Annotated in this window: 13 protein-coding genes; 4 read left to right on the forward strand and 9 right to left on the reverse strand. The window is 69.8% G+C overall.

The features are described from left to right. Positions 1–395: 395 nt before the first annotated feature. Together ACGF4F_RS05110 and ACGF4F_RS05115 are read right to left on the reverse strand one after the other, a co-directional pair. Positions 396–1,616, reverse strand: coding sequence for an erythromycin esterase family protein (locus tag ACGF4F_RS05110; protein ID WP_393075020.1), 1,221 nt, complete (start codon positions 1,614–1,616; stop codon positions 396–398). 304 nt (positions 1,617–1,920) lie between these two features. Further along, entirely contained in the window at positions 1,921–2,424 is a 504-nt protein-coding gene (locus tag ACGF4F_RS05115; protein WP_393075023.1) for a hypothetical protein, read from the reverse strand. Positions 2,425–2,768: 344 nt separating this feature from the next. Here ACGF4F_RS05115 and ACGF4F_RS05120 point away from each other — a divergent pair, with 344 nt between their 5' ends. Further along, positions 2,769–3,836, forward strand: a complete 1,068-nt coding sequence (locus ACGF4F_RS05120; protein WP_393075026.1) for a nucleoside hydrolase — start codon at positions 2,769–2,771, stop codon at positions 3,834–3,836. Positions 3,837–4,029: 193 nt separating this feature from the next. On the opposite strand, the gene ACGF4F_RS05125 is transcribed toward ACGF4F_RS05120, so the two are convergent. Genes ACGF4F_RS05125 through ACGF4F_RS05145 form a run of 5 tightly spaced genes read right to left on the reverse strand, consistent with a single transcriptional unit; the run spans position 4,030 to position 10,835 of the window. Further along, positions 4,030–4,650: a response regulator transcription factor gene (locus ACGF4F_RS05125; RefSeq protein ID WP_073837583.1), complete on the reverse strand. Its 621-nt coding sequence runs from the start codon at positions 4,648–4,650 to the stop codon at positions 4,030–4,032. After that, positions 4,647–5,861 carry a sensor histidine kinase gene (locus ACGF4F_RS05130; RefSeq protein ID WP_393075029.1) on the reverse strand — a complete coding sequence of 405 codons (1,215 nt, stop codon included), beginning with the start codon at positions 5,859–5,861 and terminating at the stop codon, positions 4,647–4,649. The genes ACGF4F_RS05125 and ACGF4F_RS05130 overlap by 4 nt, the downstream gene beginning before the upstream one ends. Further along, a complete protein-coding gene (locus ACGF4F_RS05135; protein ID WP_393075032.1) occupies positions 5,852–7,753 on the reverse strand; it encodes a BTAD domain-containing putative transcriptional regulator in 1,902 nt (633 codons plus the stop codon). Before ACGF4F_RS05135 ends, ACGF4F_RS05130 begins: the two co-directional genes overlap by 10 nt. Further along, a complete protein-coding gene (locus ACGF4F_RS05140) occupies positions 7,750–9,141 on the reverse strand; it encodes a BTAD domain-containing putative transcriptional regulator (RefSeq protein ID WP_393075035.1) in 1,392 nt (463 codons plus the stop codon). The genes ACGF4F_RS05135 and ACGF4F_RS05140 overlap by 4 nt, the downstream gene beginning before the upstream one ends. Beyond that, positions 9,141–10,835: a DJ-1/PfpI family protein gene (locus ACGF4F_RS05145; protein WP_393075038.1), complete on the reverse strand. Its 1,695-nt coding sequence runs from the start codon at positions 10,833–10,835 to the stop codon at positions 9,141–9,143. The genes ACGF4F_RS05140 and ACGF4F_RS05145 overlap by 1 nt, the downstream gene beginning before the upstream one ends. Before the next feature lie 125 nt (positions 10,836–10,960). On the opposite strand from ACGF4F_RS05145, the gene ACGF4F_RS05150 reads away from it, so the two are divergent. After that, positions 10,961–11,233 (forward strand): GAF domain-containing protein, encoded by a 273-nt coding sequence (locus tag ACGF4F_RS05150; RefSeq protein ID WP_338013313.1) that lies wholly within the window; start codon positions 10,961–10,963, stop codon positions 11,231–11,233. Here the strand turns inward: ACGF4F_RS05150 and ACGF4F_RS05155 are convergent, their stop codons facing one another. Continuing rightward, on the reverse strand, positions 11,234–12,433 hold the full coding sequence (locus ACGF4F_RS05155; protein WP_393075041.1) for an acyl-CoA dehydrogenase family protein: 1,200 nt from the start codon (positions 12,431–12,433) through the stop codon (positions 11,234–11,236). 165 nt (positions 12,434–12,598) lie between these two features. After that, positions 12,599–12,904: a hypothetical protein gene (locus tag ACGF4F_RS05160; RefSeq protein ID WP_393075044.1), complete on the reverse strand. Its 306-nt coding sequence runs from the start codon at positions 12,902–12,904 to the stop codon at positions 12,599–12,601. A gap of 482 nt (positions 12,905–13,386) precedes the next feature. Here ACGF4F_RS05160 and ACGF4F_RS05165 point away from each other — a divergent pair, with 482 nt between their 5' ends. Further along, positions 13,387–14,022, forward strand: coding sequence for an RNA polymerase sigma factor (locus ACGF4F_RS05165; RefSeq protein WP_393075591.1), 636 nt, complete (start codon positions 13,387–13,389; stop codon positions 14,020–14,022). Continuing rightward, a complete protein-coding gene (locus ACGF4F_RS05170; RefSeq protein WP_393075047.1) occupies positions 14,022–15,068 on the forward strand; it encodes a CU044_5270 family protein in 1,047 nt (348 codons plus the stop codon). Before ACGF4F_RS05165 ends, ACGF4F_RS05170 begins: the two co-directional genes overlap by 1 nt. Positions 15,069–15,189: the final 121 nt, after the last annotated feature.

A 15,189-nucleotide genomic window follows, 5' to 3' on the forward strand; every position in this document is an offset into this window, starting at 1 on the left:
CGACCGGGCTGCTACCCGCGGATCACCACTTGTCCCACGGGATGGTCCAGTCGCGCTCGGCCTGCTGGCGGCGCAAGCGCCGGCATCGGCCGGCGCGCCGGCCGATTGCAGACTGCCCCAGTACCCGGAACGTTGCCTCCGGCGGGGATCTTCGACAGAGATGGGCTTGAGGCAGAGGAGCGGTATGTGCAGAGGTGTTGTCCTCAGCGATCTTCCGGCTCGTTCAAAGCAGCGCTCCGGCCAGTTCGGGCGGACCGGACAGCACTGCGCGGAGCTTGTTGATTTGCGGGAACTCACTTCTCCTGCAACGACCCATAGGCTCGCTTTCGCGAGGCCGTGCGGGGGCCCTTGAGGTGCCGCCGCCGGTGACCGGCGGCGGCACCTTGCCGTGGTGGTCAGGCTGGTTGTGCGGGAGTCACCTCCTGGCGGTGGACGATCACGTCGAACCACTGGCGCAGGGTGCCACCGTCCATGAACGCATCCGGGCCGCCGTCGGGTAGGCCACGGGTCTTGATGGGGGCGTCCAGCCAGTTACGGACCGGCGGCGGGGCGGCCGTGTGCAGGTCCAGCGTGAACTGGCCGACGCCGACCCTGCCGAGGGGTTGCTCGAACCAGTCCGCCGCGGGTGGTGGCATGGGAGTCATGGTGCCGAAGGCATTCACGGTGCCGTGGTCGAAGGTGAAGCCAATTGACCGGTACTTTTGGCCGTACCAGCGTCGCAGGTACGAACCCGCGCTCGGGAAGCGCTTGTCCGTCTGGCCTGGTGCGCCCATGCGTAGCTGCGGGGCGTTGGCGGTGTGCGGGCTCGCCGCCCAGTAGGCGATCTTGTCACCGCTGAACTCGCGCCACCACCTCAGGTTCTCGGCCGCGCGAGCGTCCCGGTAAACGAGGGCATCATCGGCTGACAGGTTGTAGTGCTCGTAGAACGAGACGATCTGCCTGGCGTTGTGCAGCGCCAGCGCGTGAGCACGGTCCCCCGGCTGGTGCGGCAGGCGAGCGACCAGGTCGTACACCTCGTGGGCTTGACGGATGTACGGCTCCTTGTCCGGCTCCGCCTGGTACTTCTGGAAGTGCTCCAAAACAGTCGAGCCGGGAGCGGGATGGATCTTGCCCAGGTGGCTGCGCAGCTCCGGCAGCCGCTGGGCAGCGGCACGGGCGACATAGGCGTCGACCGCGTCGTATGCCTCGAGCCACGTCCAGTAGTACTCGACACCGACGAAATGCACCTTGTCGGAACGGCCGGCGTTGAAGTCACGCAGCCACCGCAGCACATCCGCGACCTCACGCGTCTGCCACTGGGGGCCCAGCCGGGCCATCACCGTGTCCAGATCACCTTGGCCGAAACGGATGTACTCGTTGACGACGGGCCCGGTCGTCCACTGTTCCTCCCAGGCAATCGACCGGAAACCCATCCGCTCGACCAGGAAACGCAAGGCCCGATGCTTGAGTCTGGTCTCCTCTGCCGTCCCGTGCATCGACTCGCCCAACCCGACGATCTCCGCATCGCCGACCGACCGCCCAACGGGCGCCAGGTCGTCGAGCGCAGCAGCGGGGTCGATGCTGCTCAGCGTCGCGGCATTGTGCCTGACCCAGCCGGTCACCGGCTGCTCGGGCACTGGCTGCGCCCGACCCCGAATCTGAGCGTGCGCAGGGAGCCCGACCGGGAGCACCACAACGGCGGCTACAGCTGCGGTTAGCAGCCGTAGCGGCCAATCCCCGAACCGTTTGCGCTGATTCATCAAGATCTCCCTTTCTTCGGCCAACGGAGCCACGATCGTTGTTGCCATCCACGTGCGGATCCCCAGGGGCGGCGCGCGAGATGCGCTCCGGGCTAGGACCAGCTGCCCTTGACCTTGCGTCGGGCGACAGTCACGCCCACACCCGGGCACCACTGCCTGCCCGTCGTTGCAGGCTGAAGGATCACGCTGTGATTTCGGCGCCGTCGCCGTCCCGCAGGAGGGCTAGGAGTTGTTTCGTGTGTCCGGGCAGTTCCACTTCTGCGAGGCCGGTGATGATGTCCCTCAGCGGCAGCGGCTGATTGACCAGGAGTGTGTCCCTGGAAAGGAGCCGGGCGGGCACCAGTGTGTCGAGTTCGGCCTCACTCAACGCCGGTCCGCCGAGTGCGCAGAGGGCGTCTCCTTGGAGGCGGATGCGCCCCCGGAGCCCTACGTTGCCGCCGGCGAGCGCGATGACGCGTTCGATGGTCCAGGTGTCGAGAGCTATGCGGTTGTCGTAGGTCGTGTTCGCTCCCCCAGCGACAGCGGAAGCAGCGGTGATGGTGGCGGCATTGATGAGGGTGACGTGCGCCAGAATCTGGTCCGCGTTCCACTCGCCGGCCGGCGGGCTCGGGTGGCCGGAGTCCGCCACTGCGGCCGCAGCATCCAGCAGCGCACGGTAGGCGTGCCGGAGCGGGGCAGTGTCCATTGCGTCCTTTTCCTTTCTTCAGTCGTGCGCCCAGTGAACGCTGCCGGCGCTTTGAGGCCCGCGATACACCGTGCCATCCGGCCGCTTCAGATTGCCTTCCAGAAGGGTCCCGGGCCTTCGGGTGATGCCGGCGCCATCGGTCCGCTCGGCGTTTCCTGATCAGGAAAACAAGCAGATGGTCGCAAGGACCGTCGCCCCGCGCTGCGCGGCCTTCCCGCGAGGTCCGGGCCCCAGCAGCAGTAGCCCCACCGGAGGTACAGGCCAGGCCCGTTGAAGGCCATCTGAAGCAGCCGTACGGGACACTCCTTCCGGGTCCAACCAGCCGACTGATACGAGGAGCAACGATGAGGCTGACACGGCGATCGGCGCTGGGTGTCCTGGGGTCGGCGGTCCTCGGCGGAAGTCTGGGCCATGCGGCGGCGTCGGAGGCCGCACCCGCGTCGATTCCCGATGACCAGCCGGTTCCGGTGATCTACGACAGCGACATGGACTTCGATGACGCCTCGACATTGGCTTACCTCTGCGAGGAGCACAAGCTCGGACGGATCGATCTCCGCGCCGTCACCGTGGCCAACAACGGATTCGGCCATCCCGAGCGGACCCTCCGGCATGCGCGCAGCGTGCTGGAGCAGTGCGGTCTCCCGCAGGTACCGGTCGCCGAAGGAGCGACCGGTGCCGGTGTCCATCCCGCCCCTCCCGAGCTGGTGGCGACGATCGAGAACGTGTTGACCGGGGCGTTGGGCGATGCGTCACTGCTCCGGTACCGAGCGCCCATGTCGGCGCCCGACCTGATCTGCCGCACTGTGTTGGATTCCGCGCGGCCCGTCACCGTCGTGGCCACCGGCCCGCTGACCAATCTGGCCGCCGCGCTTTGCGTTCCGCGTGTCGCGGCGCGGATCGGCCGCATACAGATCATGGGCGGTGCCCTGGAGGTCCCGGGCAACCTGTACGGCTCGGCACTTCCCGGGTTCGACAACTCGCAGGAATTCAATATGTGGCTCGATCCCGTCTCGGCCCGCACCGTGCTCCGCAAGGCTCTTTCCAGCAGCGTGTATCTGGTCCCGCTGGACGCCACCGCGTCCGTACCCATCACGCGGACGTTTATCGCCCGGCTTGCCGCGAATCAGGACGCACCTGGTGCCCGCCTGGCGTACCGTATTGCCAGTCAGCCGGACCTGCTCGCGCTGATCGACCTGGGCATCATGTACTGGTGGGACGCCGCGGCGGCGGTTGCCCTGGTCCACGAGGAACTCGCGCCGTTCCGCGACGCGCGCGTGGACGTGGTCCAGGACGGCGTGCAGTCGGGCCGGACGATGGTCTCCCCGGCCGGCAGCCGGGTCCATGCGGCTTTCGACGTCAACACCGAGGCGTTCGAGCAGCGGTTCCTCGACTCGCTCAACGGCCGCCCCTGACCACGTCGCCCTCGTCCGCGACGGCCGACCCGAGTGTCGTCCGCAGCTGAACTGCAGGTCGAACGCTGCCCGTCGGCGTCGGCGCGCACCCGCGGACCGAGCGTCCTGACCAAGCCGTGCAACCCGCCGGTGAGCAGCAAACTCCCCCTCGCCGAACTGGAACGAATAGTGGCCATGATGGTCTTCTCGGTGCCTACTGGAGGAGGCCGCGGGCCATGGCGGTGGTCACGGCCGCCGTGCGGTCGGTGACGTCGAGCTTGGTGAAGACGCGGTACATGTGGGTCTTGACGGTGGCCTCCGAGATGAACAGGGCCGTGCCGATCTCCGCGTTGGTCAGGCCCCGCGCGACCAGCCGGAGCACGTCGATCTCGCGTGCCGACAGTGGCGGCTGGGCCGGGGAACGCACCTGCTGGACGAGTTTTGTGGCCACCGACGGGGCCAGCACGGTCTCGCCGCGGGCAGCGGCGCGCACCGCGCCGGCCAGGTCCGTCCGCGTTGCGTCCTTCAGCAGGTAGCCGGTGGCGCCGGCGGCGACCGCGCGCAGGATGTCGGCGTCGGACTCGTAGGTGGTCAGCACCATCACCCGCGGCGGCGCGGGCCCGGCCACGATCTCCGCCGTGGCGGCGACGCCGTCCATGCCCGGCATACGCAGGTCCATCAGGACGATGTCCGGCGCCAGGTCGGTGGCGAGCCGCACCGCCTCGGTACCGGAGGAGGCCTCACCCACCACGGTGAGGTCGGGTTCGGCCTCGAGCATTCCGCGCAGGCCTTCACGGACCACCGGGTGGTCGTCGACGAGCAGCACCCTGATCACTGCGGCACCTCCAGTGTGAGCGTCGTACCCTGGTCGGCGTCCCGGCCACTCTGCACGGTCAGCGTCCCGCCCACCTCGTCGGTCCGGGCGCGGATGCTGCGGAGCCCGAACCCGCCACTGGCGGAGGCGGGGTCGAAGCCGCGCCCGTCGTCCGCCACGACCAGCCGTATGGCGTCCGGTTTGTACCCGAGCGTTACGGAAACCTCGGACGCGAACGAGTGCCGGCGGACGTTCGCCAACGCCTCCTGAGCCGCGCGCAGCAGGACGACCTCGACCGCGGTCGGCAGCGGCCGTACCGTGCCGGACAGCCGGTAGGACGCGCGGATCAGCGTCTGCTCGCCCAGCCGGGCGACGAGGTCTCGGACCGCCTCGTCGAGCGGGCCGGCGTCCAAGGCGACCGGCGCGAGCGCGGCCACGAGCGCCCGGGATTCGGCGAGGCTCTCCCGAGCCGTGCGCACGGCGACGTCTATCCGGTGCCGGGCCCGGTCACCGTCCGGGTTGCTTTCCAGGTCGTCAAGATCGGAACCGGCGGCCTGCAGCAGCGCGATGATGCTGGTGAAGCCCTGCGCGAGCGTGTCGTGGATTTCCCCGGCGAGGCGGGCCCGTTCGGCGGCGACACCGGCCTGGTGCGAGAGTCTGGCCACCTCGGCCCGGGACTGCTCCAGCTGCACGATGAGGTCCGCCCGTTCGCGGCTGCGGCGCACCACCTCCCGGATCCACAGGCCGAGCCCCAGCGACAGGATCGCGCCACCGACCGCCATCGGCAGCAGGTGGGTGTGCAGTTGCCCGGCGAAGCCCTCACGCTGGATCGCGACGATCGCCGGCAGGGCGTTGGCGAGTGTGGTGACGGCGGCGGCCGGCCACATCGGCAACATGCGGAAGACGAGCGGGCAGATCGCGAACAGCAGGAACGAGCTCGGCGCCGCTCCGGTGAGCGCCACGAGGAACAGCACCAGCACTGCCGCGAGGAAGCCACCGGCGCGGCTGTCTATGGTGCCCCGGCGCGCCAGGCCGCGCCCGTACGCCAGGTACAGCGTCGCGATCGCACCCAGCGTGATGGCGGCGAGCCAACGCCGGGCGGCGGACGCCTCGGACAACGCCACGGCTGCCAGTGTCAGGGTGAAGACCGCCGCGAAATAGGCGTCCCAGAGTCGGCCCGCACCCTCGCCCGCGCCCTGAAGGCTGGGCCGCGCGTCCACACTCACTCCCATACCGACCATCGTCGCCCGTCGTCGGGGGCGAGGGAAGCTCGCCCGTGCCGGGCGAGGCGGTCGAGGAGGCCGTACCGCGCCAGGACGCGCCGTCGGGCGCTGTCGAAGGCCCGTGCCAGCTCGACCGCGTACGCATGGACCAGCCGGTTCATTACAAAACTGCCCGGCTGCGGCTCGGCGATCAGGTGCTCCGCGACCAGCTCGTCAAGCAGCGGTCGCACCCCGGCCGGCCCTGCCTCGACCAAGCCCGCGGCTGCCGCCTCGCGGATGGCCGGGCTCGGATGGAGCCCGAGTCGACGAAACAGTTGCGCCGCCTGGGGTCCAAGGGCCTGGTAGGACCAGGACAGCACTGTGCGGACATCGGCCCGCACGTCGTTGCTGGAGAACCGGTCGAGGTCGGCGTCGGCTGCCTGCAACTGCCCGGGTAGATCCGCCAGCGGTGCGGTGGGACAGGCCACCCCGTGGGCAGCGACGATGGCCAGCGCCAACGGCAGGCCCCCGCACACGTCGACGATGCCGTTGACCGCCTCGGGCTCGCCGTCCACCCGGTCGGCGCCGAGCCGGGCGGTGAGCAAAGCACACGCCTCCTGCCGATCGAGGGGTTCCAAGCGGAGCGCTTGCCCTCGGGCGCGGACCACCACGTCGCTGAGCATGTGACGGCTTGTGATGAGCAAGAGGCTCGGCGATCCGCCGGGCAACAGCGCACGCACCTGGCCGGCGTCTCGGGCGTTGTCCAGCACGATCAGCGCACGCCGGTCGGCCATGACCGACCGGTACCGCTCGGTGAGGCCGTCCAAGTCGGTGGGCATCTGCGAGCTCTGCTCACCGAGCGACCGCAGGAGGATCGTCAACGCCTGCGTGGGTGTGAGGGCCGGCCGAGCGTCGTACCCGCGCAGGTCGATCCAGAGCTGGCCGTCCGGGAAGGCGTCCGCGGCGCGGCGGGCGAAGTGGGCCGCCAGTGCGGTCTTGCCGATGCCTCCCATGCCGGTCAGCGCCGCTACTGCCGGCTGCCGGTCACTCCTGTCGATCAGTGCCTCGAGCTGCCGCAGTTCTGGTGAGCGCCCGACGAACCCTGCGATCGCATTCGGCAGTTGCCGCGGCACGTCCGGCGGGCCGGCCAGGTCAGCGGTCGCGCTGTGGCCGGACAGCACGCTCGCGTAGAGCCGCTGCAACGCGCGCCCGGGGCCGACGCCGAGGTCCGCGGCCAGCTGTTGCCGAGCCTGGTGGTATGCCTGCAGCGCGTCCGCCCGCCTGCCACTGCTGTGCAACGCCGTGATGAGCTGGTGCCACAACGGCTCGGCAAGCGGGTACCGCGCCAGATGGCGCAAAGCGGACTCGGCCGTCTCGTCGAAGCGGCCCAGCTGGAGGCCGACGTCGTGGTACCGCTCGACGATGCGTAGTTGCTGCTCGTCGAGGACTGGGACATACCTGCCGTGCAGCAGGTCCGACGGCACGTCGCACAGCGGTTCACCGCGCCACAGGTCCAGCGCCCGGCTGAGCGCGGCGAGTTCGTTTTGCGGATCCGTGCGACGGGCTGCCGCGTCCGCCTCGTCCACCAGCCGCGTGACCGACCACGCGTCGACCGCGTTCGCGTCGATGTCGATGCGGTACCCGCCGGCGTCTCTCGCGATCACCGGAGCGAGCCCGGCCTCCATGAACAAGGCGCGCACCCGCAACACGTGCAATTGCAGCGCACGTCTCGCGTTCGCCGGCGGACGCGTGCCCCAGACGGCCTCGGCGAGATTGGCGACCGGCACGGCCTGCCCGGGCGCGAGCAGGAGCGCGGCGAGGAGGATCCGGTGCTTCGGCGAGCGGATGTGCAGCTGACCGTGCGTGGCGGAGCGCACGGCCAGCGGTCCCAGCAGACCGAAGCTCAGGTCGCCGCGGTTCATGGGCCCTCCCCGCCGTCGAGCTTGTTCAGGGGCAGGACGCGAGCGCCGTTCGCCGCGACCAGACCGGCCAACCGGTCACGGCTCGTGACAAGGACGGCGCTGCCGGGCCCGCCGGGAAGCAGCGGCCGGACATCCTCGGCGTTGCGAGCGTGGTCGACCACGACCAAGGCCCGTCGGCCGTCCATCAAGGTTCGGTACAGCCCAGCCCGGCTGTCTGGATCGGGTGGAATCACCTCGTCCGGTGCACCGAGCGCCCGAAGGAACCGGCCGAGTGCGTCGCCCGGCGATATCCGGTTCTTCTGGTGGCCGCGCATGTCGACCCAGAGCTGGCCGTCCGGAAACCGGTCGGCCGAAAGTCGCGCCCAGCGCTGCACCAGCGCTGTCTTGCCGACGGCCGCCGCGCCGGTGACCACCACGACGGGCGCCGGTTGCGGCTCGCGTGGGCCGCGCCCGGCGACCATGGCATCCAGTTCGGCGAGCTCCGCCATCCGTCCGGTGAACCCGGATACGTCGGCCGGTAGCTGACGCGGGACCGCAGGCGGCAGAATCGCGCCGCTGGTGCGGGACCGGAGACCGTCGAGGATTGACGCGTGCAGGCGCTGCAGTTCCTCGCCAGGATCGATGCCCAGTTGCTCGGCCATGTGCCGGCGTCCGGTGTGATACGCGGCGAGCGCGTCCGCGCGTCGACCGTCGCAGTGCAGCGCGGTCATGAGCTGCGCCCGCAGCCGCTCGCGCAACGGGTACGCGGTCGTCGCCTCGAACAGTTCCTCCACCACCTCACGATGGCGTCCGAGGCGCAGTTCGGAGTCGAAGCACCGTTCGAGTACGCGTAGCCGTTGCTCACGCAGACCCGGCGTGTGCAGTCGGTGCAGCGTCTCGGAGGGGACGTCGGCCAGCGGTTCGCCGCGCCACAGGGACAGCGCTCGCCGCAGCGCCGCGGCCTCCGCGGCGAGGTCCGGCCGGTTCGCCGCCCGATCGGCGTCGTCGAGGCATCGTCGGAACCGGTTGAGGTCGAGGGACTCCGTTGGCAGCTCGATCCGGTAACCGTCGGCGCTGGTGGTGATCACGCCGGCGCAGCCGGCCGCGTCGAGGAGCGCGCGAAGCCGCACCACCGTGAGCTGGACCGCACGTCGCGGACTGTCCGGCTCGCGGCCGTCCCACAGGGCGTCGACGAGGTGCCGGACCGGAAGGACGCGGCCGCCTCCCAGTAGGAGCGCGGCGAGCAGCGTCCGGTGCTTGGGCGAGCGGACGGGCACGGGTCGGCCCTGGACCAGCATGACGAACGGGCCGAGCAACCCGAACGTGACGGCGTCCGCGGGGGAGCGGTGGATCTCCGGCGGCACCATGACGTCGGGCGGCCCGATGCGCCGACCGCTCGAACTGCTCATTACGCGGCTGCCGGAGCGCGGTGGTCGTCCTGCTGCACCGGTCGGCGTGTCCGGCGCCGGCGTACGGCCAGCCCACCGGCGAGTAGGGCCAGGCCGGCTAGCGCGAGGACGACCGGGCGGAGGGTGCGCTCCCAGGGCCAGCCGCGGCCGGTGAGGGTGATGTCTCCGGTCGGGTACTCCAGGAGTTTGGCTCGCCACGCCGCGGAGGGGACGTCGACGTTGGTGGCGATGTCGCGTAGTGGTCCGTCGAAGGCGAAGCCGGGTGTCGCGTGCAGGTACGCCGGCTGGAGGTCGTGGGTCGTGGGCGCGTCGTGCCGGGCGGCGGCTGCCGCGCCGGGCACCAGCAGTCGGTCCAGCTGTGGTGCGTCCGCGAGCGTCGCGCGGGGCACGAATGTCAGCCCGTGCCGGGAGCGGACGGTTGTGGCTCCTGGCGACACGGCGAGCGTGCGGGCGGCGTAGACGGCCTCGGTGTAGGTGGTGAACGGCGAGGCGAGTTCGAGTTCACCGACGCCGTCCGTGAGCAGGACCCCGGCCGTTGGCGCGTCCCAGCGGTAGGACTGGTTCAGTGCGGCGATCGCGTCGCCGGGACCGAAGCGCTGCACGGGAATCGGCAGCGGCGTTCCGGGGGAGTAGTGGCGCCAGCCCACGGCCTGTGCCGCAGCGGCGGCGACCTGCGTGTCGGTCAGGCGTTCGATCACGCGTAGCGTGCCGTCGATGCCGGAGAGCACGCCGGCGGTGCTGATCACCTGGCCGTCGTCGACGTATCGGACGCCGCGCTGCCACCGCACCTCAGGGAAGTCCTTTTCCAGGCCGTCCAGGTAGTACCAGTGCGATGTGGCGGTGTGCCCGTCGAGCACCCCGGCTGCCGCGGCGACCTCGCCGCCCACGCACACGCTGAGGATCAGCGCGCCGTCGTCGGCCTGCCGCCGGAGGAAGTCGAGCACCGCCGGCTCGTCGGTGCGCGGCATGGCGGGTACCACGACCACGTCTGCGGCGCGGCCGCCAAGCCGGGTGGTCAGGGACTCGAACGTGACATCGGGTACCAGGTCCAGGCCACCGGTCAGGGCGACCGGTGCCGCGGTCGGGGCGGCGGTGAGGACGTTGAAGCGTCCCGTGACGGCCAGCACCTCGAATGGTCCGAGCATGTCCCCGGCGTGGGCCCCCTCGGCGCCGAGCACCACGACGGCGGTCGGCAGCGTCGGGTCGAAGGGACGTGATGCCGGCGCCGGAGCGCCCGGCGCCGGCGGCGCGTACACGCTTCGTGTGTTCACTGCGGCGACCGCCGCACCGACCGACACCGGCAGTACCGCCAGCGCCAGCACCACCGCGCCGATCCGTACCACGGCGCGCGGCAGCCGGTGCCCGCCGCGGGTGTACTCCGACCGCCGCCGCAGCATGACCGCGACCATCGCGATCACCATCAGCACGTGGCCTCCGGTCATGACGACACCGGCTGAGACGGCGCCGAACCAGTACGGCACGAGCAGCACGATGAACGGCGCGTACATCGCGGTGGCCATCTCGCCGATGCCGGCCCAACCGTGGCCACGTACACGCATCCAGACCGCCATGCCGATGGCCATGCCGGTGGCCATCGCGAGCGTACGTACGTCGGTCCGCTCGATCGCGCCGGGCAATGCCAACGCCCACAGCGGCCGCAGCGCGAACATGCCGACCAGCATCGCCACGACCATCTCAACAACATGTACGCCAAACCGGAAGACGGGTCGCATCGTTGTCTCCAAACCGTTGATTGCGGAGAAGGCTGCCCGCAGCTCGGCAGGCCGCCGGTCGATGTGTCGATCGTGCGCCGGCCGGGGTGCCGCGCGGGACGGCGACAAGACGGAATCCGGTGTCAGTCGATCGATGGACAGTCCCGCCGCCGACTACCCGAGATTCGCCGGCAATCCGGATCGGTATCCGCTCCTGCCCGGGGGCGCCACTGATCGACCACACCGGTGCGACGCTCGGCACCATCTGTGTGGTGGACACCGAACCGCGCCCCTGGGGGCGACCGGGACTGGAGACCGTCAAGGCCCTTGCCCAAGAGTTGGTGGAGCGGATCAACCAGCGTGACCGGCGTACGCAGTAGTCAGCGGGCACCCGCAGCCGCCGTCACGGCTGCGGCAAGCCGCTGCGACCACTGACCCTTCGAGTGCCCCAGCGCCATCTCGCCCAGCCGGAGCATCTGCACGTCGGATGTTCCGGCCGGAGCGAAGATGTGGTAAGCGTCGCGCACGTACCGTTCCAGCGGCCGATCGGTACACAGACCGCTGGCCGCCTGCATTTCCATCGCGTTACGCGCCGAGTCCAGCGCGTATTCGACGTTGACGAGTTTGGCGTTCATCAGCTCCGCGTCGCAGGGCTGCCCCTGATCGAGTAGGTGCACCGCGTGGTACGCGGCCAGACGCGCGGTCATCAGCCGCGACTGCATCTGCCCGATCTTCAATTTGATCGACGGTATCTCGTGCAGCGGCTTGCCGTAGCGGTGCCGTTCCGCGGCGTACGCCACCGTCTCGTCCATGATGGCCTGGTGGATGCCCAGCGAGACGGCCGTCAGGTTGGGACGGCCGTAAAGAACGCTGGACGAGTAGGCCACCGCCAGCCCGTCTCCCTCCTCGCCGAGCATGTTGGCCGCAGGAACCCGGCAGTCGTCAAAGTTCAGCTCGCCGAAGCTAAAGCCGTGCAAACCCATGGCAGGCCGGTGCGGACCCAGCGAAAAGCCCGGACGGTCCGACTCCACCAGGAACGCCGACAACCCCTTGGAGGCCGGCCCTGTCCGCACCACGACGCCGTGCAGGTCGCCCACGTGGCTGTTGCCGACGAAAACCTTCCGGCCCGTGAGGATGTAGTCGTCGCCGTCACGCACCGCTCTGGCCGTCATGCCGAGGACATGTCCACCTGACTCCGGCTCGGTGACCGCGATGGTGGGCAGGCAGTCACCGCTCGATATGGCCGGCAGCCACGTCTTCTTCTGGGTCTCACTCCCGAAGTGGACGATTTTGGCCACGCCAAGCTGCGAGGCCTGCACCATCGCGCCCATCGCACCGCTGACCCGCGCCAACTCCTCGATGACGATGGTCTTCGCCATGTGCCCCAGGCCCATGCCACCGTATTCGGGGCTGATCGTGACACCGATCCAGCCCTGACAGGCGATCAGCCGAGAAAGCTCGTGCGCCACACCATGGGAAGCTTCCATCTCCGGTACCCGGGGCCGCACCTCGGCCTCCGCGAACGCTCTGACTTCGTCCCGCAGCCGTTCGTGGCGGGCGGTAGCGAAATAGCCATCCATCCCCAGGACCCCTTCATGAATTACCCGTTGACGTGATCAAGGCAGGTGCACAGCGGCACCGCTCGTAGGCCGCCCTGTGCGCCTTGGTGCGACTCAACGCGGGCTTCTCACACGGCGTAGAGCGCGTGGGTGTTGACAAGACGCCACGCGAAGCCGGGCGATCCGTCAGCGAGAGCGTTGATGCGATCGGAGCGCATTGCCCGGCCAGCCCTGGCAGGATGCGAGCTCGAGGTAGCTGTCCACCGGCGGAACCGTATTCGCCGCCCACCCTCTGGGGACAGGTGCGGCGGTCATCAGGTCCGGGATTCTGGGAAACGTGTCCTGTCGGACCGCTTCATGCGCCCCGGCCAGCTGCTGATTGCGCTCCTTGATCCGCTTGACGCTGTGCGACACCAGCAGCGTGCCGGCCGTCCAGTCAATGCGGCCCGCAAGCGGACCGCGCCGGCCGCGCTCGGCCTGCTGGCGGCGCAAGCGCCGGCATCGGCCGGCGCGCCGGCCGATTGCAGACTGCCCCAGTACCCGGAACGTTGCCTCCGGCGGGGATCTTCGACAGAGATGGGCTTGAGGCAGAGGAGCGGTATGTGCAGAGGTGTTGTCCTCAGCGATCTTCCGGCCAGTTCAAAGCAGCGCTCCGGCCAGTTCGGGCGGACCGGACAGCACTGCGCGGAGCTTGTTGATTTGCGGGAACTCACTTCTCCTGCAACGACCCATAGGCTCGCTTTCGCGAGGCCGTGCGGGGGGCCGAAGTTGCAGATGCTACTGCTTCGGAGGACGGGTAGACGCGCAGCGGTGGCGGGTGTTGTTCGACGACCTGATGTTGACGGTCGGGCAGCGTTTCCGCAGGCCTGAGCCGCGTCGCCCCGGTGCGTGACTTCGCCCGAGGGCTGCTGGCGCCCTTCACTGCGCCTGACGGGAACCGGGACGTGGGCCGCGGACAGTTATCACGTGTGGAGATGAATGTGCGCCAACGGGTTCGCCAGGGGGATCCTGAGGCGTTCCGTGAACTGTTCGACGCGCACGCGCGCGCCGTCTACAACCATGCCTTCCGGCTGATCGGTGACTGGTCGGCGGCGGAGGGCGTGGTGTCGCTGACGTTCCTGGAGGCGTGGCGGCTGCGCGAACGGGTCGACATCGATGATGCGGCCGGGTCGCTGCGGCCCTGGCTGCTGGGCATCGCCACCAACGTGGCGCGCAACGTGCGTCGGACCGCGCGCCGCCATGAGGGTGCGCTGGCGCGATTACCCGATGCCGAACCGGAACCGGACTTCGCCGAGGGCGTCACCGCCCGGCTGGCCGACCGCGAGCGGCTGGCCCGGGTGGTGGCGGCGCTGCGGTCGTTACGGCGGGCCGAGCGTGAGGTGCTGGCGTTGTGCGTTTGGTCGGGCCTGGACTACGCGCAGGCTGCGGCAGCACTGGATGTACCGGTGGGCACGGTCCGCTCCCGGCTCTCCCGGGCCCGCAGGAAGCTCACCGCACTCGTCGCCGGGGGTGTTGTGGAGCCTCAGCGGATACGGCGGGAACCGCCGGTCCGCCCCGGACAGGTAACAGTCGACCGCGACAACGCGGTCCGGTTCGTTCAGGAGATCTGATGGACATGACCCCGAACCAGCCCGCCGGCGATGACCGTGACGAGGTGGCCCGGCTGCTGCCGGAACTGGCGGAGGTTGATCTACCTGGCGGCCGCCAGCGCCAACTTCAGGAGTTTCTGATGAGCGAGATCCAGCGGGACCAACGCGAGTCCGGGGCGGCCCGCCGGGTGCAGCGGCGGCTCCTTTTCGCCACCGCGGGCTTGGCGGCCGCCGCTGTCGCCGCCGTGGCGGTCGGTACCGGGGCCCTGCACACCGGCACCGTGCCCGCTGGCAGCCTGCCCACTGACACCACACCGCAGCATACGGCGCAAAACCCACCGTCGAAGCACGCCCCGGCCCCCGCGTTCGAGCTGGCCGCCCAGTATGCAGCCGCGCAACCGTACACGCCGCCCCGCCCGGACCAGTGGGTCTACGTCAAGGACCACAAGAGCAACCCGAGCTCGATCGCCAAGGACAAGGGCCAGCGGCAGGACGAGATCACCGAGGTGTGGCGCAGCGTCGACGGCTTGAAGATGGCCGAATGGAACCCCGAGACCGGCAAGTTCGACACGTGGACGCAGGACAACGGCTACCCGGAGGCGGTCGCGCTGCCCACCGACCCGGGCAAGCTGCTCGATGCCGTCCGCGGGCAACTGCAGCATGAGGCTGGCGGCGTACCAGCGCACATCAAACCGTCGGATGACATGGACAGCCTTCTGTTCGGCCGCCTCGCGATGATCCTGGAGAGCAACGTGCTCCCGCCGCGGGTTGCGGCGGCGCTGTGGCGGGGGATCGGCATGGTTCCTGGGGCTACCCAGGAACCGGGAACGGTCATGGTCAACGGGCGGCCGGTGGTGGCGGTCGGCCGGGTTCAGGAGGGTTGGCGCTTCGAGCAACTTTTGCTGGATGCCGGCACGCACGAGTTCGTCGGGTACCGCTCCGTGGCGGCCAAGGATCACACGTTCACGTCGCCCACCGGGCCCATTCGGATCAAGCGGGGTGAGGTCCAGTTCACCATCACCCGGGTGGCGGCGAAGTTTGTCGACAAGGCCGGCCAGACCGGCTGAAGCCCAGCGCCCGGCGCACCTGGGGGGTGACGGCATGGCGCGGATAGACCTGGCCGCCGAGGGGAGTGTGGATCTGACGGCTTTGTCCCACATTCGGTGGTGACCGAAGGTAGTCGATGTC

The sequence above is a fragment of the Micromonospora sp. NPDC047740 genome, assembly GCF_043204735.1.
In the GTDB taxonomy this organism is placed as follows: Bacteria; Actinomycetota; Actinomycetes; order Mycobacteriales; family Micromonosporaceae; genus Micromonospora.